This window comes from Capnocytophaga sp. oral taxon 332 str. F0381 (genome assembly GCF_000318275.2).
Lineage (GTDB): Bacteria > Bacteroidota > Bacteroidia > Flavobacteriales > Flavobacteriaceae > Capnocytophaga > Capnocytophaga bilenii.
The window spans coordinates 34135-58600 of the sequence record NZ_KB291261.1; the positions used below are offsets into that span (position 1 = coordinate 34135).

The window sequence follows — 24466 nt, forward strand, 5'->3', positions numbered from 1 at the left end:
TGAAAGTAGCAAGTTTTTTTCGTTAATTTTTTTGGAGTAGGGGAGGGACTCCCCCAATTAATGTGTTCTATTACTTGCGTAACGTTTTTAGATAATCTTTTATTTCGGGAGCAATACGTCTGCTTTCGCGTGCTTTTTGTATCGTTTTATTTTGGATAAAAGGCTTCAGCGTTTTAGATGTCAAATAAGGTAAGGTAGCCTCGTATTGTTTGGCTAAAGCCGTTGCTAAGTACCACGCTATCATCATATTGATATAATATTCGTCCGATTGAATAGCTGTAACCCATTGCAGGTGTATTGGGTTGAAGTGTGTGTCTAAATAGTTAGATAGCAATATCCCTATACCATAGCGCACTGTGTAAGTATCAGTGCTTGCCAACCATTTCTGTACATAGGTGAGTGTCTCTTTGGGGTATTTCAGAAAGATTTTAGGGGCAAATGTATCGCAAGTAGCCCAATTATCAATATAAGGCAAAAAGCGTTCGGTATACTTCATTACCTGCTCAAAATCTTTTAGTTCTGCTATTATAAAAGCGTGCAAATTGTTTTCTTCGTAGTAATAATGCGGCAGTTTTTCTAAGAAAGTTATTGCTTTTTCAGATTCGTTTTTTAGCAAATCTTTAGCCAATGTGCGTATAGCAGGGGTGCGTACCCCTATAATACGTGATTTATCAATCGTAGGGATAAGAGCAGCCGTGAAATCGCGATAAGGAACATCGGCTAAGGCTATTAGTTTTTGTGTTATCATAAATCTTACTTTGTTTTTATACTTTGAAAAAGGAGAATACTCCATTACATCACGCTTAAATAGGTTTTCTAAAAGTAATACTATAAAATTTATTATCCCAGAACAATTCTGTTTTCTTTTCTGTTACTGAAGTAGGAATACATTGTTCTATAGCATTCAAATCTACTGTTTTGTCTTTAAAATAGGATTTGGAGAAGAGGCTTTTTTTGTATTGGGTCTCCACAAAATCAGCAGTTTCATCAGCAATAAGAAGTTTGCTCCCTATTTTTGCAACTCTGAGCATTTCGCTTATGGCAAGTGCTTTATCGTTGAAAAAATTGATACCTCCGTTGTGAAATACAATATCAAAAGTATTATCGGCAAAAGGTAATTCTTCGGCAGGACATTGTACAAGCGTAAGATTTGTTTGTTTTTGCCACTCTCTTTTGCATTTTTTGAGCATTCCCATTGAGATGTCAGCCCCTATAAGCTCTATCGTTTTCAGGTCTATTCCTTGTGGTATATAACGCAAGTCTGCCCCTGTACCTATAGAAACATAAAGTACTGAAATGTTATTTTTCCATTCCAAACGATGCATCAATTCCGTACGCAAATGGTCAATAGCATTGCCATATTTGAGTTTTCCTATCCATTTTTCTCCAAAATCATAGAAAAAAGACATCCAATCATACATTTTCATATACTTTTGATTGTCTCCACTTACAAAATGGTCATTCATACAGCAAAAAATACCATTTTCTTGTTTTACGTCTTCTATTTTTATATCAGATTTTAATATTTTAGATATATCTTTCATTACATTTATATTTTTTAATTTTTTGAGAGAGTTGCTCAAAAATTTGCTTTTTTATGTGAGTGGTAAGATGCGTGGTTAATGATTTAACAGCTAAAATAGTGAAATACAAACTTAGGGAATTGCTCTTCAAGGTTGTAATATCCTTTGATGATAGCAAAATATTCTTGATCGTCCCACAAGTGGGCTTCTATTCCCACCATACCAACTAATAAAATGATAATAGAGGCAAAGATAGGGGATAATTGGCAGATTAACAAATTTGCTAATTTGCTAATTTGCTAATCTGCTAATTTGCTAATTTGCTAATTTGAAATTAGTATTATGTGAATTGTGGAAAGGAAGTATAGACAATAAAAAAGGAGCTGTCCGAAAAGTCTTTAGTAGTACTACTTCGGCATCTCCCCCCTTTGAAGGGGGGAAGGGGGGATGTTAATACACACTTTGTCAAACTTTGAAAGTTTGACAAAGTTAATTGCTCTGATAATCAATCACTTTTATTCACATTGTGAGGGTGATTTGCCAATCGCCCTCACAAAACAAAACTTTTCGGACAGCCTCTGTATGTAGAAATGAAAAATACTAACTTTTAAATACTTTCTTGTGGAAAATAATCATTAGCCCTACAGCTATACAAATAGCCGAATCAGCTACATTGAAAACAGGCTCAAAGAAACGAAAACGTTCGCCCCCCCATATAGGTACCCAATTGGGTAGTGTGGTATCTATTAAAGGAAAGTAGAACATATCTACAACTTTACCGTGTAATAGCGTTCCATAGGGTTCGTTAGAAAATAGGGTGGCTATCTGTCCATAACTATGGTTGAATAGTATACCATAGAAAACCGAGTCGATAATATTTCCTAATGCACCTGCTAAAATCAGTGAAATAGAGACAATAAGCACTTTAGGCTGTTGTTTTTTAGTGGCTGTTATCAACCAATACCCAATACCTATTACAGCTATAATACGGAAAAGGGTCAATAGAAGCTTGCCATATTCACCAGGTATTTTAGTACCCCAAGCAGCTCCTTCATTTTCTACAAAATAGATTTGAAACCAGCTAAATACTCTTACTGCTTCATTCAATATAAAGTGAGTTTTTATATATATTTTACTCCATTGATCTATAATAAGTACCAATAGGATAATAAGGAAAGCATATTTTGATTTCATTATAGTTTTAATAAGTGGGTGCAAAAATACAATTTTTATTGATATCTGCACCCTATGATACGAGTTTTTTAAGAATGATATTCTTTTACAGCATTTACAAAGGCTTGTGCATTAGCTACAGGCACATTGGGTAAGATGCCGTGACCTAGATTGGCAATATAATGAGCACTGCCAAAATCACGAATCATTTGTTGTACTTTTTGTTTAATATCTGCAGGAGAAGACAGCAAAAAAGAAGGGTCTAAATTACCTTGTAGCACCTTTTTGCCCCCTGTCAGTTGGCGTGCTTTGGCAGCAGAGCAAGTCCAATCGATACCCAAAGCGGCAGCATTAGTAGCAGCCATTTCAGGCAAGGCATACCAACAGCCTTTAGCAAAAACAATTACTTTAGTAATAGGGGCAAGAGCTTCTACAATCTGCTTGATGTAAGGAAGTGAAAAGCTACTATAATCTTCAGGAGAAAGAACCCCTCCCCAACTGTCAAATAGCTGTACAGCATCCACTCCAGCCTTTACTTTCTCTTTTAGGTAAGCAATTGTTGTATCTGTGATTTTTTGTAAAAATTGATGCGCTACAGCAGCATTAGTAAAACATAGTTCTTTAGCTTTACTGTAGTCTCGTGACCCCGACCCTTCAACAGCATAACAAAATATCGTCCAAGGAGCTCCTGCAAAACCTATAAGAGGTACTCTATGGTTCAAAAGTTCCTTAGTAAGTTTTATAGCGTCCATTACATAGCCCAAGCGCTCTTCTATATTGGGGATAATTACATTGTTAAGGTCTTGGATAGTGCGTATAGGGTTAGGAATTACAGGTCCCACACCTGCTTTCATCTCAACAGTTATATTCATAGCTTGGGGTACTACAAGTATATCTGAAAATAAGATAGCAGCATCTACCCCCACAATGTCTACGGGCTGTACAGTAATTTCTGCTGCTAATTCAGGGGTTTTGCATCGTGTAAAGAAATCGTATTTATCACGTAATGCCCTAAATTCGGGTAAATAGCGTCCTGCTTGTCGCATCATCCACACAGCAGGGCGTTCGGTAATTTCACCATTGAGGATTCTTAAAAATATATCGTTCTGTAACATTTTTTATAAGATAAAAAAGAAGAGGCTGCTCAACTCTCATTGGGCAGTCCCTTCATCTAATAATACTAAACTAAATGCTTTTGATAATGCTCACAAAGTCATCAGCTTTAAGGGCAGCGCCCCCTATAAGTCCGCCGTCCACATCTTCTTTTGCAAAGATTTCTTTAGCGTTATCGGGTTTCACACTACCACCATAAAGAATAGATACATTGTCAGCTACATCTTTACCATATTTATCTGCAATTGTTTTGCGAATAAAGTGGTGAATTTCTTGTGCTTGCTCAGGAGTAGCTGTTTCTCCTGTACCAATAGCCCATACAGGCTCATAAGCCAATACAAGGTGTTGCCACGCTTCGGCTGGCAAATGAAACAAACCGTTCTTTATTTGGTTACCCACCACCTCAAAGTGTTTGTTAGCTTTACGGTCTGCCAACTCTTCCCCAATACAAAACACCACGCGAATACCGTGTTTAAGTGCAGTATCTACTTTTTTTGATAAACTCTCGTCAGTTTCATTAAAGTAAGCACGGCGTTCTGAGTGTCCTAAAATGGTAGTTTTTACACCTATGCTTGTAAGCATATCAGCTGATATTTCACCTGTATAAGCCCCACTTTCAGCAAAGTGCATATTTTGTGCAATTACCTCTATTTTGCTGTTTTTTACAGCTTCTACCGATGGTATAAGGTTTACGAAAGTAGGGGCTATCATCACCTCTGCTTCTGTTTGAGGTAGTTTTCCTAATAGGTCTGAAATTAATGATAATGACTTCTTTATATCATTGTTCATCTTCCAGTTTCCTGCTACAATTTTTTTTCTCATATAATGAATTTTTGGTTTCTATTTCTTTTGGGGCAAAGATACGAAATAATGTTTAATTATCAATGATGAATTTTTAATAACAAGTGTTAAATCTCAATATTTCATCTTTGGTAAGAAAGATTATATTTTTGTATTTCAGTGTATTATATATAAAAATAGAAAACAATCTAAATACGTATAACTAAAATTTATCAATTTATATTGTTTCTAAAAGCACCTTGTTGTATCTTTGCACCGTTATTCAAAGGTAAGCAAGATCTTTGAATGACTGAGTTGAACCATAAAGATTATTTAATTTAGAATTATTTTGTCGGTAAGTGATGTGAATCACTTACCGATTTTTTTTATACATTGAAACGGAAATGCATAATATCACCATCTTTCACTATGTATTCCTTACCTTCTACACGCATTTTTCCTGCCTCTTTTACTTTTGCTTCGCTACCATAGGTTACAAAGTCATCATAAGCAATTACTTCAGCACGAATAAACCCTTTTTCAAAATCAGTGTGTATTACCCCTGCGGCTTGTGGTGCTGTATCTCCTTGGTGTATTGTCCAAGCACGCACTTCTTTTACCCCTGCTGTAAAGTAGGTTTGTAAATTCAGTAAATGATAAGCAGCACGTATTAGTTTAGAAGCTCCTGGCTCTTCTAAGCCTATATCTTCCAAAAACATTTTGCGTTCTTCGTAGCTTTCCAATTCGGTAATATCAGCCTCTGTAGCCACAGCAAGTACAATTACTTCGGCTTCTTCGTTTTTTACAGCTTCCTTCACTTGTGCAACAAAAGCATTCCCATCTTTAGCCGATTTCTCATCTACATTGCACACATAAAGTACAGGCTTGGTAGTAAGTAACTGAAAACTCTCTAAAAGCTCTTTTTCATCGTCATTTACCTGTACTGCCCGTGCAGAGACTCCTGTCAAAAGGGCTTCTTTTATACGATTTAGCAGCTCCATTTCTTTAGCTGCCTTTTTATCGCCAGCTTTAGCTGCACGAGTTACTTTTTCCAATCGTTTTTCTACAGTCTCAAGGTCTTTTAGTTGTAGTTCTATATCAATTGTTTCTTTGTCGCGTATAGGGTTCACACTACCATCTACGTGCACTATATTATCATTTTCAAAACAGCGCAATACGTGTATGATAGCGTTGCACTCACGTATATTTCCTAAAAATTGGTTGCCCAATCCTTCACCTTTGCTCGCCCCTTTCACAAGTCCTGCTATATCTACGATTTCTACCGTAGCGGGCAACACTCGTTCTGGTTTTACAAGATTTTCAAGTATCTCCAAGCGTGGGTCAGGAACATTTACTACCCCCAAATTTGGTTCTATAGTGCAAAATGGAAAATTTGCACTTTGTGCTTTAGCATTTGATAAACAATTAAAAAGAGTGGATTTGCCCACATTTGGCAAGCCTACAATCCCTGCTTTCATATTGAATTAATTTTGAATTTTAAGTTATGATTTTTGAATTAGCAAATAGGCTAATTAATTTGATGTCTGTTTTTTATAAGTCTTAAACTGATGCGGTTAAAACGATAAAATAAGCACACAGCTGCCGCAGTAAGTCCTATTAATAAACCTATCCAAATACCGATATTGCCCAAAGAGGTATGTACCCCTAGCACATATAATATTGGAAAGGCAATAAGCCAATAAGCTACAAAAGTAATATACATAGGCACCTTAGCATCTTGCACCCCTCGTAAAGCTCCTAAAGCTGTAACTTGCAATCCGTCCGAAATTTGGAAAATAGCAGCTATAAGCAAAAGATTGGCAGCTTCACCTATCACAACGGCGTTATTAGCAGCTTTTTCTATATTATCCATTTCTAAGTATAATGAGGGCAGCCATTCACGCAATACGGCTAAAAGAATAGCAAAAAATACTTGTGTACAAAGCACTAATAGAAATACCGAAAAGGCTACTCTACGCAAATTTACATAGTTTTTAGCTCCTAATTGGTTTCCTACACGTATCATTGCTGTAATCCCTAAACCGTTAGCCACCATAAAAGTCATCGTAGATAAGTTTAAGGCAATTTGGTTCGCCGATAATTCATTCTCACCCAGCATACCACTAATCCATATTGCTGCTGAAAATACTCCTGTTTCAAAAATCATTTGTAATCCTGTAGGAAAACCTATCCCACTGATTTTCTTCAGCATTGTTTTCTTGATGTTTTTAAAACTGATGTGCGTAACATACGCTTTGCTCTTTGGCAAGTATTTCAGCATATAATACAGCATTATAGGCATTGCTATTCGTGAAATGAGCGTACCAATACCAGCTCCCAATACCCCTAATTTAGGGCAACCCCAGTGCCCATAGATAAATAGGTAATTGAAAAATATATTCACTAAATTTGCTAGTAAGGTAACGTACATTGCGTATTTGGTCATTGAAAGTCCATCGGCAAACTGTTTAAAGGTAGTAAATACCCCTAAAGGAATTAGTGAAAAAGCTACTAAGTGAGTATAAGGTACTGCCAAAGCAACGATATTTTCACTTTGCCCTGTAAGTCGCATCACAGGTTCTACAAAGAACATCAATACAAAAAGGATAATACCTAATATTACATTTAATAGCATACTATGGTTTAGTATAGATTGTACAGCATCTTTATTGCCTGCTTCGTCATTCATCGCTACCAATGAAGTTGTAGCTATTGAAAAACCTATGGCAAACGACATCGCTATAAAAATAGCGGTATTACCCAAAGCCGCAGCACCCAATTCGGTAATACCCACTTTACCCACCATTACATTATCTACAAAACCTACCAACGTATGTCCTAACATTCCCAATATCACAGGGTAAGCTATCTTAAAATTGTATTTAAATTCTTTTGTATAATCTGATAACGACACTTTCTCTAATTATGAATTGTTAATTTTTTAATTTTAATGCTATTGGTAGCATCAAAAGAAAAGGTAAAACATTTTGGTAATGGATTGTATTATAGTTAGTTAACCTATGTAAAAATTAGTCTTTAGTCATTAGATTGCATAGTTCTAACAACTAAAGACTAACTTCCAAACGCTAATTTACTTCTATTTCATCAATAATATTCTTAGCTCCGGCATAAATATCTATTACCCAAAGTACATAGCGTATATCTACATTGATAGTGCGTTGTAATTTCTCGTCAAAAATTACATCGCCAGCCATTGCTTCTATATTACCATCAAAAGCAAGCCCTATAAGCTCTCCTTTGCCATTCATCACTGGTGAACCTGAGTTTCCTCCTGTAATATCATTATTTGTTAAGAAGTTTACGTGCATAGAACCATCTTTGTCCAAATACCTTCCAAACTCTTTCTTTTTGTAAAGATCTAATAAACGTTGGGGCATATCAAATTCAGCATCTCCTGCTTTGTATTTAGCTACCATTGTACCAAAGGTAGTATAAAAATTCTTACTTACATCGGGATTGCGTTTATCAGCAGCCAAAGGCACTACAGTACCATAAGTAAGGCGCAAAGTAGAATTAGCATCAGGGTAAAGAATAGTACTTATTTTTGAATCACGCATTCCTTTTACAAACTTGCGGAAAGCTTTTTGGTAAGCATCTTCCAAACGGTTAAATTCAGGCGAAATGGTATTGTATTTTTCAAACAATGCAGTCGAAAGTTTGTATAAAGGGTCTTCTTTCAGTTCGTCAGCAGTTTTTGCAGCAGTAGCTTGTTCTGCCGTTTTTTTACTGCCAAAAAAGCTTGTTTGCACAGCATTATCTACGTATTTATTAAAGTCTCCTCCGTATTGTTTCTTAATAGCCAATACCTCAGGGGCTACGTCTTTACTTTTGGTAGCGTAAAGTTTCAAAAGGTCTGCCAATAAAGCCTGTTCTACATCTATATTTATATCGTCATATCCTGCAATAAGCGAATTTAAGTTTTGTTTTGCTACTTCTGCAGGCATATTACCTTTTTCAGCTGCTTCTTTCATCGCTATAAAACGCGAAGGAAACACGGCTAAGAATGAAGAGCGCAATATAGAAATCATATAGTTCTCATCAGCCGATTTATCATTTGTTTTAGTAAAATAATCAGCCATAGTTTTTAATACAATACCATATTCAGCTTTGTTTTCAGGTTTATTTGCCCATTTCTCAAATTTAGCTTCTGCTTTTCGTTTGGTATCAGCTGTTTTGTGAGCTGTCAAAGCATCTATCATTCCTTGTCGGTTCTTCCAATAGTTAGCTATGCTTGAGTATTTAGAAGCGTATTGCAAGCGGATAGCATCATCTTTATCCATAAATTGCTTCATAGCATCCATTGCTGTTTTAGAACCTTCTACCCACGCAGGATAAGCATATTTTACCTTCTGATCTACCCAAAATGAGCTTTCCCAACGGTTTGTTCTGCCAGGGTATCCCATAATCATAGCAAAATCTTTATCTTGTACCCCTTTTAAACTTACTTTTAGGTATTTTTTAGCCTTCATAGGTATATTATCAGCTGCGTAACCATTAGTAGCATTTCCATTTTTATCAGTATATACACGGAAGAGCGAAAAATCTCCTGTTTGGCGTGGCCATTCCCAGTTGTCGGTATCTCCACCAAATTTACCAATGCTTTCAGGTGGTGTACCTACCAAGCGCACATCTTTAAAATCTTGGTAAACAAAATAGTAATATTCGTTCCCTTGAAAGAAAGGACGTACCGAAACTACGTATTTTCCTCCTTCACTATTTTCTTTTTGAATAGCAGCCATTTCTCGGTTTAATGCCGCTTGGCGTTCCTCTTCGGTCATTTTTGGAGTTACCACCTTTAGCATACGGTCGGTTACGTTATCCATACGCACAAAGAAACGCACAAATGATTGTTTAGGTGATAGTTCTTCAGCTTTAGTACGTGCCCAAAAACCATTCTTTAGGTGGTTCTTTTCAGGAGTAGAAAGCTCAGCTATATTGCCGTAGCCACAGTGGTGGTTGGTAAGCACCAATCCATCTTTTGATATGATACTCGCTGTACATCCACCATTGAATTGCACTATAGCATCTTTCAAACTATTATTGTTGATGCTGTAAATCTCTTGAGCTGTTAGTTGCAAGCCCAGCTTCTGCATATCCCTTTGGTTTAAACGTTCTATGAACATCAAAAACCACATTCCTTCATCAGCACGTGCTACAGGGATAAGCAGCAACATCGCCATAAGGGTCATACTAATTTTTTTCATAAATACTATAAATTATTAAAGTGCAAAGTTACAAAATAATTTTTAATTATAAATGTTTAAATTACCTCAGTTATTACTACTTGCACACCTGAAACCTAAATTGATAGTTGTATAGTTCGCTTTTAGGCTACCGCGAAGTGAATATCGCATAAACGCTCCATAGTTAGTAAGGTCGGTAGCGTTTAAAGCACCCCCTCCGCAAAATAAACTATCATCACCAAAGTTATCTTTACGTCCTTCACCCGAAAAGAATACACTGTTAAAGTCTGATACCCACTCCCATACCAGTCCGTGCATATCATACACCCCCCAATAATTTTTAGGAGTACTGCCCACCTTGTTTAGGTAAGTTTTAGGGGTTTGCAACCATAAGCTAATAAACTCCTGATAACTTTTTTCTTTGCGAGCATCTATCAGTGTGGCATTAGCTTGTGCTACGTATTCCCATTCGTCCATTGTAGGTAAACGTTTGCCTTGGCACTCGCAGTACTTTTTAGCAGCAAACCAAGAAATATTAGTAACAGGAGCTTCAGCATCAAGCGTTCCAAAGTCTACATCTCCTTTCCATTGCGAAAGGTAACTTTTTTCTGCAAAAATACCTTTGAGGCGAGACCGTCTATACTCAGGGTATTTTTCTAAGAATTGTTTATACTGAGCATTTGTAACGGGGTAAATATCTATCTTAAAAGATTTTAGGCTTACGCGTTTGGTAGTTTTATCACGATCTTTAATGCCGTACAGCGGCAAGTAACTTCCCCCTTTAATGGTTGCCATAGGGGTAGGCTGCTGCCCCCAGAGTATGCTGCCACTACTCAGTAGTAAAATAAATATTAAGAGGTGTTGTTTCATTGCTTGTGTATCAACCTTTTCTGAGTAGTTCTATTGCGTGATTGCGTGCCGAAGCTCCACTATTTTTGCCTTCCAGCATTTCCGATAGTTCTACGATGCGTTCCTCTTCGCTTAAGAGTTTTAGATGAGTAGTAGTCTTACCTTTCACATCATCTTTAAATACTTTGTAGTGGTAAGCTCCTTTTGCTGCCACTTGTGGCAAGTGTGTAATTGCAAATACTTGTCGGTTTTGGCTCATAGTTTTCATTATATCACCCATTTTTTGTGATATTTCGCCGGATACCCCTGTGTCTATTTCGTCAAACATTATTGTAGGCAATGCTGTATGCGCTGCCATTATAGCTTTTACAGCCAGCATAATACGCGAAAGTTCCCCCCCAGAGGCTACTTTCTTTAGCTGACCAAAGTCACCGCCTTTGTTTGCCGAGAATAAAAACGTAAGCTCATCATTACCATTACTGAAGAAATTGCTACTTGTAGTGAGTTGTATGTTAAATTTACCGTTGGGCATTCCCAGCTCGTGCATATATTCAGTAAGTTTTTTATCTAAAGCAGGCAATACCTTGCTTCGGTTTTTGTGTAGCTGAGTTGCTTTCTTCAGGGTAGCTTCTTGTTGTTCAGCTACTGCTTTTTGTTGTTCACTTAAGTCTAAATCAGCAGTTTCTGTTTTAGATACGGCTTCTTCTAATTCTTTGCGTATGGCAATAAGCTCCTCAATGGTTTGTACCCTATGTTTCTTTTGTAGGGCGTATATTTTGTTTAGCTGTCGTGATATATGTTCTAAATTTTCAGGGTCGGTTTCTATGTTCTCATCTATATCTATAATCTCGCTATTTACATCTTCTAAATCTAAGAAAGCCGATTCTATGCGGTCGTAGAGTTCCCTATATTGCTGTTTGTATTCGGTAAGCCCTGCAAATATACGCCTCAAGTCGCGTAAATTGTTTAGCACTCCTATTGTTTCATCGTTTAGCAGTTGCAAGCTCTCTTCCACAGTAGCCTTGATGTCCTCTACATTTGATGCTTCTTCATAACTCTCTTCCAATTCTTCCAATATACCGGACTCTAATGTTACCGATTTAAACTCCTTTAGCTGATGTACATTGTAATCGTATTCTTTTTTGGCATTTTTCTGAAACTCAATGAGCTCTTCCAATTTTTTTTGTTCTTTTTTCAGTTGTTTGTACAATTGTGCATAGTCAGTAAGTAGCTGGTAATTATCAGCCATTGCATCTATAATTTCAAACTGAAATGAAGTGTTGCTTAAGGCAAGCGTTTGGTGTTGCGAATGTATATCTACTAAGGCTTGCCCTAATTGTGAAAGTACATCTAAGGTTACGGGCGAATCATTCACAAAAGCACGTGATTTTCCCGAAGGGAGTATCTCGCGCCTTATAATGGTTTGCGGGTCGTACTCGAGTTCTAAAGAGTCGTAAAGCGACTGAAAATTGTATTTATCTACACTAAACTCGGCTTCTATTACACATTTTTCTTCCTTATTGCGCAATGCCGACATATCGGCTCTTTTTCCTAAAATAAGCGATAGTGCATCAAGCATAATCGATTTACCCGACCCCGTTTCTCCTGTGATAATAATAAATCCCTCCCCAAAATTAACTTTTAAGTCATCTATTAGGGCGTAGTTTTTTATAGATAAAGCTGTAAGCATATACTTTTCTTAGTTTATTTTATTTTGTTCCACTTGGTTACTTGTGCTGGTGATAGTTTAAATACCGCCTCTTTTAGCTTTTTGGTATCTACCATAGCTCCTGAAGAAAAAATAGCTGTAATTTCATCGGTCTTTGCATTGAAAAATGCAATCATAGCATATGAATTAAGTCGCAAACTGGGGATTTGTGTGAGCAAATCTACAGCAGCAGCTACCTCTTCTTTGGCTTGTTTCTCATTGTTACTCATCATATCCAAGCCTAAGCGGTGATAATTGTAATAAGCCTTGTGGTAAAGATCGTAGTTTTCCGATATAAGTTCGTTTATGAGCAAAAAACGATTGCTCTTGCCGTTGTCTTCCCAACCTCCATTGTTGTTGGTACGTGCTATGTTGGCTATTTGTTGTGCTTTTATAAAATAGGGCTTTCCTCCTTGCAAGGCAAAAGTATCTGCATCAGTACCCAAAAGCACGTACACATAGTAAGCTATTACTGAAGTAAGGTTAGACTCAAAGGTATTTTCTGAAAATGTAAGCGGAGCAAACTCCTGATAATCAAAATCTACTTCCTTATCTTGTAGATTAAATATAGGCGTTTGGTAATTGCTGTTATACACAGGGCGTGATGACTGTACTAAAAGTGTCGCCTGATAATGATTGCCTTCCACTTTGTTGATTACCAAAGTAAAATTACAACGAATGCGCTCATTTTCCTCTACTTTCAGCTCTGTCCAACGCGTTTGATTGATAAACTCGTGCAATGACTTTTCTAAGGTTTTAAATACCGAACGATTGCTTTGGTTTACCTGCTGTGTATTAACTGTTACAATGGCATTCAGCTCTTGCGCAGTAGCAAGAGCTGTAGCCAATAATGATAAAATTAATGTAATCTTTCTCAATTAAATAATTAAATTTAATAAGTAAATATTATTAATATGGAATTTCCTCTGTAATTTCCAATCCGTAACCCGACATACCTACGTAATTAGAAGCGTTTTTAGAATTGGTGAGCAATCGCAGTTTCCTGATGCCCAAATCGTTTAGTATTTGTGCACCCATTCCTATGTCCTTAGTATCTTTGTCGGTTTTAGGAAGTGTATGCCCTTTCTGTTGTTCTTTCATTTCGGTAATTCGCTGTAATAAATTTTGCGAATAACCTTCTTTATTGATAACGATTACCGCTCCTTTACCTTCTTCGCTTATTTTCTTAAAAATACGCTCTAAGGGGTTATCTTTATCGCCTGCCAATACTTCTAGTATATCATTGCTGATGAATGATGAATGTACCCTTGTGAGCACAGGCTCTTCAGCCTTCCAAGACCCTTTAGTAAAAGCTAAGTGTATTTGGTGATTTGTAGTTTGCTCGTATGCACGCAAACGAAATTCGCCATAAGGTGTTTGCAAAGCAAAATCCTCTTTTTTAATTACCAAAGTATCTTTGCGCATACGGTAGGCAATCAGGTCTTCTATTGATATAATTTTAAGGTCAAATTTCTTAGCAACTTCTGTCAGTTGTGGCAAGCGTGCCATAGTGCCGTCTTCGTTTAGTATTTCTACCAATATACCTGCAGGCTGTAATCCTGCAATACGAGTAAGGTCTATAGCTGCTTCGGTGTGTCCTGTACGGCGCAATACCCCTCCTTCTTTAGCACGTAAAGGGAATATGTGCCCCGGTCTACCCAAGTCAAAAGGCTTGGTATCAGGATTTACTAATGCTTTTATGGTTTTGGCACGGTCAAAAGCTGAAATACCTGTAGTGCACCCTTGCCCTTTTAAATCTACTGATACTGTAAACTGTGTTTCGTGCAATACCGTGTTGTTTTGTACCATCATAGGTAAGTCCAGCTCGGCACAGCGTTTTTCAGTAAGCGGGGCACATACCAGCCCGCGCCCGTGAGTAATCATAAAGTTAATCATTTCGGGAGTAACTTTTTCTGCCGCAGCTACAAAGTCTCCTTCATTTTCACGATCTTCGTCATCTACTACGATAACTACTTTCCCTTTTTTAATATCTTCAACAGCTTCTTCTATGCTGTTTAGTTTAAAAGTGTTCATTTATTTTTAAAATTTATAGGGTAACGATTGTTACTTAAAAGTTTAGCGTTATTCTTGTGATTACAGCACTCTCTTCAATGTCGTTTTCGCTCACACTGTCGCTGAGCCCAAAGTTAGTACTTTTCAATGCTGTTTTATCAAAAGTAAAATAGTAGTTTTTGCCCTTAGGAGTTACAATAATACTGCTGATAGAGGGCTCTATCTCTATATCGGGATATTTTTCTTTTACATCTTTAAAGGTACTTTTTAGCGAAATTCCCTTTTCAGTAACGTATAAAGGTGATAAAACAAAGATTGATTCTACCAATTTTTCGTTCTTTTCATCTATTTTGGGAGTAATTTCTAATAATTCATTACCCTCTTTGTTGTATATTGTAATGCGTTCGGTACTTGCATAGCGCAATTCTCCTTCCAAATTAGAATTTACAATTGAATCTTTTGCAAAAATAGAATCTAATTTCTGTATAGGAGTATTTTTTTCTATACCACCTACACTATTATTCGTAATTAAAAATTCATTTTTGCTATTATTACAAGCTATAATACCTAAAAGTGTAATAGCAGTGATGATGTACTTTTTCATTATTTTTTCATTATTTTATTTAATATACCAAAAACACCTCTTATGAAAGTAGCACTTGTAACCATTTTTATAATACTATTGGTAGTGCTATTAGAAGTTGTTTTTTTGGCAGTACTTGTTTTTCCTTTGCTTGTGGTATTTGTTTTTTCGGTTTCTTTGCTTTGTGTAGCTTCTTTTTGTTTTTCTTCTTCTTGGTGCACCTCATCTATTTTTTTGTTGAGGATTTCATAAGCACTTTCGCGGTCTATGGTTTCGTTGTATTTGCGTACTAAAGCCGAGTTGTTTACAAGAGCGTCTATTTCTTCATCGGTAAGGATATCGAGTTTGCTCATTGGCGCACGCATCATTGTAGCTGCCAAGGGGGTAGGAACTCCTTTTTCGTTTAAAGCAGTAATAAGAGCTTCGCCCGTGCCTAATGTTGTTAGTGCCTCTACCGTATCGAAATAGTCGGATAAGGGGTAGTTTTCGGCTATGAGCTTAATGGCTTTACGGTCTTTGGCTGTAAAGGCACGTAAGGCGTGTTGTACCTTCATACCCAGCTGTGAAAGTACGCCATCGGGTATGTCGGTAGGGTTTTGAGTACAAAAAATAAGCCCCACACCTTTAGAACGTATCAGTTTTACGATGTTTTCTAATTGGTTTAGCAATGTTTTTGATGCCTCGTTGAATATTAAGTGAGCTTCGTCTATAAAAATCACCAATTTAGGCTTTGCCATATCACCTACTTCGGGGAAAGTGGTGTATATTTCGCCTAATAAACTGAGCATAAAGGTAGAAAATAGCTTTGGGCGGTCTTGTATATCTGTCAGGCGAATGATATTTACGTAACCCTCACCTTGTTCGTTGGTGCGCATTAGGTCTTGTGGGTCAAAACTCAGCTCACCAAAGAACTGATCTCCTCCCTGATGTTCCAATTCAGTTATTTTGCGTAAAATAGCACTTGTAGAGGTTTTGGCTACCGAACCGTATTCTTTTTCAAAAGAAGCTTTTCCCTCATCGGTAGCGTATTGAAGTACCTTTTTTAGGTCTTTAAGGTCTAACAAGGGTAGAGAATGGTCATCGCAGTATTTAAATACAACGGCTAAAACACCTTCTTGCACATCGCTAAGGTCTAAGATACGCGATAAGAGAACAGCTCCAAATTCGGATACTGTAGCGCGCAAGCGAACGCCTTTTTGTTTTGAAATAGTAAGCAGTTCGGTAGGAAAGGCTTGAGGCTGGAAGTCGAGCCCTATTTTGCGAAGACGTTCCAAAATAAAAGGTTTTACCTCACCAGCAGCCCCGATGCCGCTAAGGTCTCCTTTGATGTCCATTAACAATACAGGCACTCCTTTTTTTGAGAGATGCTCAGCCATTACTTGTAAGGTTTTTGTTTTACCAGTACCTGTAGCTCCTGCTATTAGTCCGTGCCTATTGAGCGTTTTTAAAGGAATATTCACGAATACATTCTGAAGAGGTTGCCCTTCATAAACAGCACTCCCTAAGGTAATATAGTCCCCCTTGAAAGTATATCCGTTGTGTATTGTTTCTTTAAAAGCGTCTAATTTATTCATTTTTTGTGATTTTAGAATTTAAGTAGTGTTATAAATTACTCCCATTGAGCGGGCAAAGGTAGTAAAAAAATAGAAATAAACAAAGAGATAGCATAAAAAAAATATGATATGAATATATTGGTTTGTCGGCTGCACCAGCTCACTGACTTTTGTCATATCCTCCCCTTATCTACCCCTTATCTACCCCTTATCCTTCGCTTATCCTTCGCTCATCCTTCGCTGAAGGTTCGCTGGGAAGAATTATGAATTATGAATTGACAAATAGAAAAAATAATCATTAGGTATTGATAATTAAACATTATTTTATATCTTTGCACTTGAATTTTAATAAAGAGATTGTTAAGTGGATTATACACGACAAATACAGCTTTTTGGAGCTGATAATCAGGAACTTTTATCAAAAGCAAGCGTGCTGGTGGTAGGTATAGGAGGATTGGGCTGCCCTGTATTGCAGCTGCTCTCTTCAATGGGTATTGGCAAGCTGGGTCTGGTTGATTTTGATAGGGTAGAGGCACACAACTTGCACCGTCAGTTTCTTTTTGATAAGGCTTCGGTAGGCTTACTAAAAACTGAAGCTGCTGTGGCTCGCCTGAAAGCGCGTAATGATAGTATTCAATATCTTACCTACCCTTATACGCTTACTAATGCTAACGTATTTGCTACAATTTCTCCTTACGATATAGTAGTAGATTGTACTGATAATTTTGCGGTTCGTTACTTATTATCCGACGCTTGTGCTATTGCTAAAAAGCCTTTAGTATATGGGGCACTTTACCAATATGAAGGTCAGGTGAGTGTGTTTAATGTTCCTAAAAATGGTTATACTACCACTTATCGCGATGTGTTTCCTACTGCTCCTCAACCTGAGGAAATCCCTACTTGCAATCAGGCGGGGGTACTGCCTACTATATCGTCATTTATAGCACATTTGCAAGCCAATGAGGTAATAAAACTCCTTACCCATTCTGATGAGGTACTAATACATACTCTTTTAATTGTAAATACTAAAAATTATCAACTTACAAAAATACAATATATGGCAACTGAACAACAAAATGTACCGAAAACTGTTGAAGAGGTGCAAAACTGCGATTACCCATCTTTTTGTCATCAAGGTATAGACGAAGATATTGATACTGTGAGCGGTTTAGAACGCTTTTTGGCTGATGAAAATGCTATCTTGGTAGATGTACGCGAAGCCAATGAGCAGCCTAAGATAAAAAAGTACAAAGTATTGGAAATTCCATTATCTACCTTGCCTGATGAATGGGAACAGCTGAAAGATTACCCTAAAATTTGCTTTGTGTGCGTAGCTGGTGTTAGAAGCAAAAAAGCACTTAAATTTATGCAACACTTTTTCCCTGAAAAGGAACTTAAAAGTTTTACAAAAGGCTTTTCACCATTAGTGTAATAATAAGAAATATGAAGATAAAAAATATATTTAAACAAGGAGCTATACAAGCAACCGCTGTAGCTGATAGCATTGCTAAACACCAAGTGAAAACTGATATTGGCGGACATAGTATTTTTTTAGGACAAGTGCGTGCCGATGTAATTGACGGCAAGACAGTAAGTGCTATAGAATTTACTGCTTACGAAGAAATGGCAAACCAAAAGGCTGCTGAAATACGTGAAGAAATTATTGTAAAGTATGGTTTATCGTGTGCGCATATTCATCATTCATTGGGTGTAATTGCTGCAGGTGAAGTGTGTTTTTTTGTTTTCACTTCAGCTCCACATCGCAAAGCTGCCATTCAGGCTTGTGATGAAATCGTAGATCGCATCAAAAACGAAGTGCCTATCTTTGGGAAAGAACTTTTTGAAGATGGTAGCCATCAGTGGAAAGAAAATAATTAAACATTAAAATTGTGGTAAATATAACTCATAAAAGTAATACGCTGCGCAAAGCTATCGCAACCGCAGTAGTGGCAGTAAGTAGCGAGGCTACAATTACTGCAATTAATAACAATCAAGTGCCTAAAGGTAACGTGTTTGAAATGAGCAAAACAGCAGGACTATTTGCTGCTAAACGCACAAGTGATATGATTCCTGATTGCCACCCGTTACCTATAGAATATACGCATATTAGTTTTGAGGTAAAAGGATTAGAAATTCACATTTTTGTAGAAGTACATACTATTTACAAAACAGGGGTGGAAGTAGAGGCTATGCACGCTGCTTCGGTAGTAGCTCTTACACTTTACGATATGCTAAAACCTATTGATAAAGGTATTGAAATACGCAATATTCGCTTGGTAGAGAAAAAAGGAGGTAAAACTGACTATAAAGAAGCTACTGAAGGGCTTACTGCTGCAGTAATAGTATGTTCTGATACTATTGCAGCGGGTAAAAAAGAAGACAAAGCTGGGAAAGCGATTTTAGCACACTTAGAACGCTATGCTGTTCCTGCTACTTATACCATTATTCCTGATGAAGTAGCTGATATACAAAACCATATAAAACAAGCTGTAAACGAAAACACCTCGTTAGTACTTATTACAGGAGGCACAGGCTTATCGCCTCGCGATGTTACTCCCGAAGCGGTTCGCCCTCTGTTGGATAGAGAAATTGAAGGTATTGCCGAAACTATTCGCAGTTATGGGCAAGATCGCACCCCTTATTCTATGCTTTCGCGCAGTGTAGCGGGTACCATAGGTAATAGCTTGGTAATTGCCTTGCCAGGTTCTACCAAAGGTGCTACCGAATCTATGGATGCTGTTTTTCCTGCTGTATTTCACATCTTTAAGATGCTAAAAGGGGGAAGACATGATTAGTGGTGAATGATGAAAAATAAGTGTTCTCTATCCTCCAGAATAAGGGGGTAGTAGTGCTAATGAAGCATTGACGGGTATAATAGTATCATCATTAGCTTTTTGGTTATTTACTACCACAAGGTAGGTCATTGTAGCAAGGGTAGGAAAAGTATTATGTAGCTGGGCTTTTAGCTCGGCTACTGTTTTTTTATCAAAAGAAGTATTGTAGGTATCGGTGCCGAAAAACTCGGTAAGCTTACCAAAGATTTTAATTTGTATCATTGTTTCTATGTGTTATTAATTGTAAGTAATACAAGTGGGTGCAAATATACAAAAATTATTTATAGATAGATAGGATTGATTATATATAATGTATTTTTTACAGATTGAATGTTATAAAAACTTGCTAATATGATTTTTTTTATTACTTTTGCCACATCAATTAATTTTACTATACCTTTATGAAAAAAGTTTTTATAGCCATAACAGCTTTATTTTTAATTAGTTGTAATGATACAGAAGAGAAGGATACAATGACAGTGGAGGGTGATATCAATGGGCTAAAAATAGGGACTATCTATTTGCAGAAGTACATAAAAGATAAGCTCGTAAATATAGACTCGGTAGTGGCAAATGGCAGTGGCAAATTTAGCTTTAAACAGCCTTTAAAGACACCTGAAGTTTTTTACCTTTACTTAGACCTTCACAAACAAGCAGGCACTGACCTTGGTGATAGATTGATGTTCTTTGGTGAGCCTAAGAAAATTACAATTAATAGCTCGTATGATATGTTGGAGGTAAAGGCGAGGGTAAGTGGTTCTGAATCACAAAAACAATACGCTGAATACTCTAAAGTGATGCGCCAGTTTTCTAATAGAAATGCTGAATTATTAGAAAAACAAGTGAATGCTTTTAAAGCAGGGAAGATGAAGCTGGTAGATTCACTAAATACAGTATCTGAAAAGAATAACTTTCGCAGACATTTATTTGTACTGAACTACGCACTTACCCACCCCGATTCGTATATAACACCTTATGTGGTATTAGTAGATGCACCTAATACAAGGGTAAAATACTTAGATTCTATTTACAACAAACTTTCAAAAGAGGTAGCTGCTTCTACCTATGGCAAGGAATTTAAAACCTTTATAGAGGTATCACGAAAAAGAGAAATGAATAGGGAAAAAGAAAAAGAAAACGAGAATGCTAACTAAAAGCGTCCGTAAAGAATACGGCGCAAGGGTTTGATACGACGAATGAGCAATTCGGTAAGTACGCAACCTAAAATAGCTAAAGCTGTAAATACAATTACATTGATATAGAAATTATCACCTATATATTTTGTAATGTATTGTTTTAAAAAGCGAAAATAATAGTGTGTAACATATATTTCTAACGAGATACCTCCTAAATAGACAAGGCATCGCTTTAAGAGGCTGTTACGTTGGGTTATCCATTCCCAAAACACATAGGAAGCAAAAGTACCTGATAGTGCTAAACAATAAAGACGAAGTGCATAAAATAGATTTTCTGCGGGATCTATAGTAATGAAGAGTAAGGTAGGGAAAATGATCAAACTGCACCAGCCTGCAGGGCGTATCACTTTTATAGCAATGGGTTCGTATTTATGTAGTACATAACCTATTGTAAAGTAAAGAAGATACCAACATAAATCTGAAAGTCCGTAAAAAGGAATAGGAGCACCTAAAATGCGATGAATGAAAATAAGGATACTCCATAACCCTATAAGTACAAACACTTCGCGTTGTTTGTTGACTTTAATAGCAAGATATAGTAACACACATTGCCAGAACAACAACCATAAGAACCACATTCCCTTAGCAGGGTTCTTTAGCAGAATGAGAAGTTTTTCTATTACTATATTGGGATAAATAATTTCTTTGTGGAAGGCGAGTGAGATAAAAAACCAAACAAAAAAAGGGATTACCAGCACTTGAAAACGTTTAAATAAGTTTATTTCACCACGATTGTTATAACACACATAGCCTGATAGGAACATAAATAAGGGCATATGAAAAGCGTAGATAGTTACATAAAAAGGATTGGAACGGTCATCACCTGAGAACCATTGCGAGGCGTGCCCCATTACTACTAAGATAATAGTAAATCCTTTAAGTACATCAATAAGAAGATTACGTTGTTTCATTGTTAAAAAAATAATAAATATTGTATTACTTTACAAAAGTATTAAAAAATACTGAACCTGCAAAAAGGAATGTAAAGATGATAGGTAGTAAAACTAAAATAATGACTATGGAAAAACTGAACAAATTATTTTTATTGCTTTGTTTGGCTACTGCAGGTACGTTGTTTGCTCAACAAACGAAAACTACGGTGCAAACTACCCAAACAGCTACAGCCCAAACGCCTATGAATACCAATACGAGGGGTGAGACTTCAATTTCGGGGAGTAACAAGCCTTTATGGGTACTCAATGGGGTAATCTTGGAAGATACAGTAGACCTTAAGCCTGAGGATTTGGTATCGGACGATGCTAAGATGCTTATAGCTTCTGCCATACCAGGGCTTACAGCTGAAAGTATTGATAGTTTTAGAATACTGAAAGATGCTTCGGCAACGGCTATTTATGGGCAGCGAGCTATTGGTGGGGTAGTGGTAATCACCACCAAACGCGGTAGTACAGGTAGTAGTAATATAACTTATACCAATGAGTCTACCTTTAGGTTTATTCCTACCTATGGACAATACAATATTATGAACTCACAAAATCAGGCAATACTATATAAGGAGTTTATAGAGAATGGACACTTCAAGGTAGATGATTATTACGCTCAATCGGGGCTTATTTATAAAATGTATAAACTCTACCGAGAACTTGATGCTAATGGTAATGCTATAGTTCCTAATACCGATGCAGGACGTAATGCATATTTGCGAGAAGCAGCTCTTAGAAATACTAATTGGTTTAATGAATTGTTTCAAACTAATATAATGCAAAATCATACACTTTCTTTTACTTCGGGGAATGAAAAATCTACCTATTATGCAGCCTTGAGTATGCTAAACGACCCAGGATGGACAAAAGGAAGTACGCTACAACAATACGCGGGTAACTTAAATGCCAACTACAATCTATCAAAGAAACTTCGCTTGAATATCATCAATGATTTGTCGTATAGAGAAGAAAGAGACCCTGAGAAGGATTTGTATAACTATGCTTTGGGTTATTCACGTACTTTAGACCCTAAAGCCTATTACACTTACAGACATACTCCCTATAATATATTTAATGAGATAGATAATGCTTACCGAAACAAATATACTTCTAATGTGCGCTTGCAAGCACAACTTACGTGGAAAATAAACGCCAAATTGGAAGCGGCTATGATGGGAGCTGTGCGTTACCAAACGCTCATACGCAATACTGAGCGTACTGAAAATTCAAACGAAGCAATGTCATATCGCGAAATGTCCACCGATATAATACGCAGTAACAATACTTATTTGTATAAAGATCCTAATGATCCTTTTGCTTTGCCTATCTCGGTACTGCCAGAAGGTGGAATACGTTCTAAACGAGAAACTTCTACTTTTACTAATAACTTTCGTACGACCTTACGCTACAATGATAGTTTCAAAAATGGTATGCACGCCTTGACAATGTTGGCAGGTTTTGAAATGGACAATACAAAACGCCACGTAGATGAAAATGAAGATTATGGAGTGCTTTACAATTCTGGAAACCATAGTTATTACTCTTATTTATTCTTCAAAAAACGACAAGAGGAAAATAAAGGTTATTACGCCATTAACAACACAGTGAATAACAACCAAGCACTTTTTGGCAATATGAGTTATACGTTTTTAAATCGTTATAGCTTTAACGGCACTTTGCGCTACGATGCGTCTAACAAATTTGCAGAATCGCGTTATATACGCTGGATGCCAACTTGGAATACGGGGGTAAGCTGGAATGTAACCAATGAAAGTTTCTTCCCTAAACTTAAACCTCTCTCACACTTATCATTTAAAGCATCTTTTGGGATAACTGCAATATCACCTTCAATTACCAATTCGCTTTCTCAAATTTACACCGATATACCTTGGCGTAACTCTAATGAGCGTGAAACGGCTTTATATATAAAAAATGCAGCCAATCACGACCTTACTTACGAGAAAAACCAAGAGTTAAACCTCGGTACCCAATTTGGATTATTTAATAATCGCATCAATATATCGGCAGAGTGGTTTAACCGTAATAGCTACGACTTGATAGGTAACATTACAACACAAGGTGTGGGAGGTGTCGTAACCAAAAAAGGAAATATGGCAGAGATGCGTATTCAAGGTTTGGAATTTGGGTTAGAAACTACGAATATAAAAACAGCAGACTTCAGCTGGAAAACGTCGTTTATTCACTCTCGTGCTACTAATAAAATTACCAAACTACTTACTGCCCCTACAATTAAGGATATGACAGGCTACTCTACCTCTAACGGTTCTGTAGGTTTTGCAAAAGAAGGTTATCCGCTGAACTCACTCTTTTCGGTACCTTTTAACGGTTTGAACGAAAAAGGACTACCTACCTTTATGGGAGCTGACGGGAACCCTACTATGAGTGGTATAAGTTTTGACAGCCGAAATGTAGACTTTCTTAAATACTCGGGTACACTCATTCCTACCGATAAAGGAAGTTTGAGCAATTCATTTACCTATAAAGGATTGTCATTAGGTGTGGTATTTACGTATTCTTACGGTAACGTAGTACGTCTTAGCAAGATTATTAATGCTTATGTTACTGAATATGGTTCTGCCCCTCGTGAAGTAAATAATCGTTGGCTAAAAGAAGGTGATGAAAAAATAACTAATATGCCAAGGACATTTACCTCTTATATGCTTGAGCAATATCAAAGAGATCCTTTAGTACGAGCTTATAGCACTTATGATTATACTGATATTCGTATTGCTAAAGGTGATAATATACGCTTGAAAGAGATTTCTATAGGCTATACTTTTGATAAAGACTTCTTGAAGAGAAATCACCTTCGCCAGCTGAGTATCAAAGTACAAGGTACTAACCTTGCTCTACTATATGCTGATAAAAAATTGAATGGTGATGACCCTGACTATTTGGCGACTGGTACACCTATTCAGCCTAAACGATTGATTTTTACATTACGTGTAGGACTTTAATACTTAACATTTAAACTT

22 protein-coding genes are annotated in these 24466 nt (G+C 36.9%); 6 read left to right on the forward strand and 16 right to left on the reverse strand.

Annotation, left to right across the window (positions count from 1 at the left end; genetic code table 11):
* Positions 1 to 70: 70 nt before the first annotated feature.
* From HMPREF9075_RS01470 to HMPREF9075_RS01535, 14 genes are all read right to left on the reverse strand, one after another.
* Positions 71 to 748 carry a DNA alkylation repair protein gene (locus tag HMPREF9075_RS01470; protein WP_034556529.1) on the reverse strand — a complete coding sequence of 226 codons (678 nt, stop codon included), beginning with the start codon at positions 746 to 748 and terminating at the stop codon, positions 71 to 73.
* A 55-nt stretch (positions 749 to 803) separates the two neighbouring features.
* A complete protein-coding gene (locus HMPREF9075_RS01475) occupies positions 804 to 1544 on the reverse strand; it encodes a class I SAM-dependent methyltransferase (protein ID WP_009751217.1) in 741 nt (246 codons plus the stop codon).
* A gap of 579 nt (positions 1545 to 2123) precedes the next feature.
* Positions 2124 to 2717, reverse strand: a complete 594-nt coding sequence (locus tag HMPREF9075_RS01480; protein ID WP_009751218.1) for a lipoprotein signal peptidase — start codon at positions 2715 to 2717, stop codon at positions 2124 to 2126.
* Between the two features lie 68 nt (positions 2718 to 2785).
* The gene (hemE, locus tag HMPREF9075_RS01485) at positions 2786 to 3811 is read right to left on the reverse strand and encodes a uroporphyrinogen decarboxylase (RefSeq protein ID WP_009751219.1); all 1026 of its coding nucleotides are present in this window, start codon (positions 3809 to 3811) and stop codon (positions 2786 to 2788) included.
* 70 nt (positions 3812 to 3881) lie between these two features.
* Positions 3882 to 4631 (reverse strand): triose-phosphate isomerase, encoded by a 750-nt coding sequence (tpiA, locus tag HMPREF9075_RS01490; protein WP_009751220.1) that lies wholly within the window; start codon positions 4629 to 4631, stop codon positions 3882 to 3884.
* Positions 4632 to 4975: 344 nt separating this feature from the next.
* The gene (gene ychF / locus HMPREF9075_RS01495) at positions 4976 to 6067 is read right to left on the reverse strand and encodes a redox-regulated ATPase YchF (RefSeq protein WP_009751221.1); all 1092 of its coding nucleotides are present in this window, start codon (positions 6065 to 6067) and stop codon (positions 4976 to 4978) included.
* Positions 6068 to 6117: 50 nt separating this feature from the next.
* Entirely contained in the window at positions 6118 to 7503 is a 1386-nt protein-coding gene (locus HMPREF9075_RS01500; RefSeq protein WP_009751222.1) for an MATE family efflux transporter, read from the reverse strand.
* Between the two features lie 172 nt (positions 7504 to 7675).
* Positions 7676 to 9814, reverse strand: coding sequence for a S46 family peptidase (locus HMPREF9075_RS01505; protein WP_009751223.1), 2139 nt, complete (start codon positions 9812 to 9814; stop codon positions 7676 to 7678).
* Between the two features lie 66 nt (positions 9815 to 9880).
* Positions 9881 to 10663 (reverse strand): formylglycine-generating enzyme family protein, encoded by a 783-nt coding sequence (locus HMPREF9075_RS01510; protein ID WP_009751224.1) that lies wholly within the window; start codon positions 10661 to 10663, stop codon positions 9881 to 9883.
* Positions 10664 to 10673: 10 nt separating this feature from the next.
* The gene (gene recN / locus HMPREF9075_RS01515) at positions 10674 to 12332 is read right to left on the reverse strand and encodes a DNA repair protein RecN (RefSeq protein ID WP_009751225.1); all 1659 of its coding nucleotides are present in this window, start codon (positions 12330 to 12332) and stop codon (positions 10674 to 10676) included.
* Positions 12333 to 12346: 14 nt separating this feature from the next.
* The gene (locus HMPREF9075_RS01520) at positions 12347 to 13228 is read right to left on the reverse strand and encodes a DUF4835 family protein (protein WP_034556509.1); all 882 of its coding nucleotides are present in this window, start codon (positions 13226 to 13228) and stop codon (positions 12347 to 12349) included.
* Positions 13229 to 13259: 31 nt separating this feature from the next.
* The gene (ribB, locus tag HMPREF9075_RS01525; RefSeq protein WP_009751227.1) at positions 13260 to 14384 is read right to left on the reverse strand and encodes a 3,4-dihydroxy-2-butanone-4-phosphate synthase; all 1125 of its coding nucleotides are present in this window, start codon (positions 14382 to 14384) and stop codon (positions 13260 to 13262) included.
* A 34-nt stretch (positions 14385 to 14418) separates the two neighbouring features.
* Entirely contained in the window at positions 14419 to 14967 is a 549-nt protein-coding gene (locus HMPREF9075_RS01530; RefSeq protein ID WP_009751228.1) for a hypothetical protein, read from the reverse strand.
* Complete coding sequence (locus tag HMPREF9075_RS01535) at positions 14967 to 16520, reverse strand: helicase HerA-like domain-containing protein (protein WP_009751229.1); 1554 nt, start codon at positions 16518 to 16520, stop codon at positions 14967 to 14969. The genes HMPREF9075_RS01530 and HMPREF9075_RS01535 overlap by 1 nt, the downstream gene beginning before the upstream one ends.
* 108 nt (positions 16521 to 16628) lie before the next feature.
* On the opposite strand from HMPREF9075_RS01535, the gene HMPREF9075_RS13045 reads away from it, so the two are divergent.
* The 4 genes from HMPREF9075_RS13045 (at position 16629) to moaCB (ending at position 19294) form a co-directional block, all read left to right on the forward strand.
* Complete coding sequence (locus tag HMPREF9075_RS13045) at positions 16629 to 16766, forward strand: hypothetical protein (protein ID WP_157049193.1); 138 nt, start codon at positions 16629 to 16631, stop codon at positions 16764 to 16766.
* A 97-nt stretch (positions 16767 to 16863) separates the two neighbouring features.
* The gene (locus HMPREF9075_RS01540) at positions 16864 to 17931 is read left to right on the forward strand and encodes a ThiF family adenylyltransferase (protein ID WP_009751231.1); all 1068 of its coding nucleotides are present in this window, start codon (positions 16864 to 16866) and stop codon (positions 17929 to 17931) included.
* An 11-nt stretch (positions 17932 to 17942) separates the two neighbouring features.
* Entirely contained in the window at positions 17943 to 18377 is a 435-nt protein-coding gene (locus tag HMPREF9075_RS01545) for a molybdenum cofactor biosynthesis protein MoaE (RefSeq protein ID WP_009751232.1), read from the forward strand.
* 11 nt (positions 18378 to 18388) lie between these two features.
* The gene (gene moaCB, locus HMPREF9075_RS01550; RefSeq protein WP_009751233.1) at positions 18389 to 19294 is read left to right on the forward strand and encodes a bifunctional molybdenum cofactor biosynthesis protein MoaC/MoaB; all 906 of its coding nucleotides are present in this window, start codon (positions 18389 to 18391) and stop codon (positions 19292 to 19294) included.
* A 27-nt stretch (positions 19295 to 19321) separates the two neighbouring features.
* Here moaCB and HMPREF9075_RS01555 read toward each other — a convergent pair whose 3' ends face one another.
* On the reverse strand, positions 19322 to 19555 hold the full coding sequence (locus HMPREF9075_RS01555) for a MoaD/ThiS family protein (RefSeq protein ID WP_009751234.1): 234 nt from the start codon (positions 19553 to 19555) through the stop codon (positions 19322 to 19324).
* Between the two features lie 179 nt (positions 19556 to 19734).
* Between HMPREF9075_RS01555 and HMPREF9075_RS01560 the strand changes: the two genes are divergently transcribed.
* Complete coding sequence (locus tag HMPREF9075_RS01560; protein ID WP_009751235.1) at positions 19735 to 20487, forward strand: DUF4369 domain-containing protein; 753 nt, start codon at positions 19735 to 19737, stop codon at positions 20485 to 20487.
* On the opposite strand, the gene HMPREF9075_RS01565 is transcribed toward HMPREF9075_RS01560, so the two are convergent.
* Positions 20484 to 21440 (reverse strand): acyltransferase family protein, encoded by a 957-nt coding sequence (locus tag HMPREF9075_RS01565; protein ID WP_009751236.1) that lies wholly within the window; start codon positions 21438 to 21440, stop codon positions 20484 to 20486. The genes HMPREF9075_RS01560 and HMPREF9075_RS01565 overlap by 4 nt on opposite strands.
* A 77-nt stretch (positions 21441 to 21517) precedes the next feature.
* Here HMPREF9075_RS01565 and HMPREF9075_RS01570 point away from each other — a divergent pair, with 77 nt between their 5' ends.
* The gene (locus HMPREF9075_RS01570; protein WP_232305036.1) at positions 21518 to 24448 is read left to right on the forward strand and encodes a SusC/RagA family TonB-linked outer membrane protein; all 2931 of its coding nucleotides are present in this window, start codon (positions 21518 to 21520) and stop codon (positions 24446 to 24448) included.
* Positions 24449 to 24466: the final 18 nt, after the last annotated feature.

What these genes read in the sequence shown, in the direction of transcription:
- HMPREF9075_RS01470 (WP_034556529.1), bottom strand. Translation starts at nt 748, where the DNA reads ATGATAACACAAAAACTAATAGCCTTAGCCGATGTTCCTTATCGCGAT.
- HMPREF9075_RS01475 (WP_009751217.1), bottom strand. Translation starts at nt 1,544, where the DNA reads ATGAAAGATATATCTAAAATATTAAAATCTGATATAAAAATAGAAGAC.
- HMPREF9075_RS01480 (WP_009751218.1), bottom strand. Translation starts at nt 2,717, where the DNA reads ATGAAATCAAAATATGCTTTCCTTATTATCCTATTGGTACTTATTATA.
- hemE (WP_009751219.1), bottom strand. Translation starts at nt 3,811, where the DNA reads ATGTTACAGAACGATATATTTTTAAGAATCCTCAATGGTGAAATTACC.
- tpiA (WP_009751220.1), bottom strand. Translation starts at nt 4,631, where the DNA reads ATGAGAAAAAAAATTGTAGCAGGAAACTGGAAGATGAACAATGATATA.
- ychF (WP_009751221.1), bottom strand. Translation starts at nt 6,067, where the DNA reads ATGAAAGCAGGGATTGTAGGCTTGCCAAATGTGGGCAAATCCACTCTT.
- HMPREF9075_RS01505 (WP_009751223.1), bottom strand. Translation starts at nt 9,814, where the DNA reads ATGAAAAAAATTAGTATGACCCTTATGGCGATGTTGCTGCTTATCCCT.
- HMPREF9075_RS01510 (WP_009751224.1), bottom strand. Translation starts at nt 10,663, where the DNA reads ATGAAACAACACCTCTTAATATTTATTTTACTACTGAGTAGTGGCAGC.
- recN (WP_009751225.1), bottom strand. Translation starts at nt 12,332, where the DNA reads ATGCTTACAGCTTTATCTATAAAAAACTACGCCCTAATAGATGACTTA.
- ribB (WP_009751227.1), bottom strand. Translation starts at nt 14,384, where the DNA reads ATGAACACTTTTAAACTAAACAGCATAGAAGAAGCTGTTGAAGATATT.
- HMPREF9075_RS01530 (WP_009751228.1), bottom strand. Translation starts at nt 14,967, where the DNA reads ATGAAAAAGTACATCATCACTGCTATTACACTTTTAGGTATTATAGCT.
- HMPREF9075_RS01535 (WP_009751229.1), bottom strand. Translation starts at nt 16,520, where the DNA reads ATGAATAAATTAGACGCTTTTAAAGAAACAATACACAACGGATATACT.
- HMPREF9075_RS13045 (WP_157049193.1), top strand. Translation starts at nt 16,629, where the DNA reads ATGAATATATTGGTTTGTCGGCTGCACCAGCTCACTGACTTTTGTCAT.
- HMPREF9075_RS01545 (WP_009751232.1), top strand. Translation starts at nt 17,943, where the DNA reads ATGAAGATAAAAAATATATTTAAACAAGGAGCTATACAAGCAACCGCT.
- HMPREF9075_RS01555 (WP_009751234.1), bottom strand. Translation starts at nt 19,555, where the DNA reads ATGATACAAATTAAAATCTTTGGTAAGCTTACCGAGTTTTTCGGCACC.
- HMPREF9075_RS01560 (WP_009751235.1), top strand. Translation starts at nt 19,735, where the DNA reads ATGAAAAAAGTTTTTATAGCCATAACAGCTTTATTTTTAATTAGTTGT.
- HMPREF9075_RS01565 (WP_009751236.1), bottom strand. Translation starts at nt 21,440, where the DNA reads ATGAAACAACGTAATCTTCTTATTGATGTACTTAAAGGATTTACTATT.
- HMPREF9075_RS01570 (WP_232305036.1), top strand. Translation starts at nt 21,518, where the DNA reads ATGATAGGTAGTAAAACTAAAATAATGACTATGGAAAAACTGAACAAA.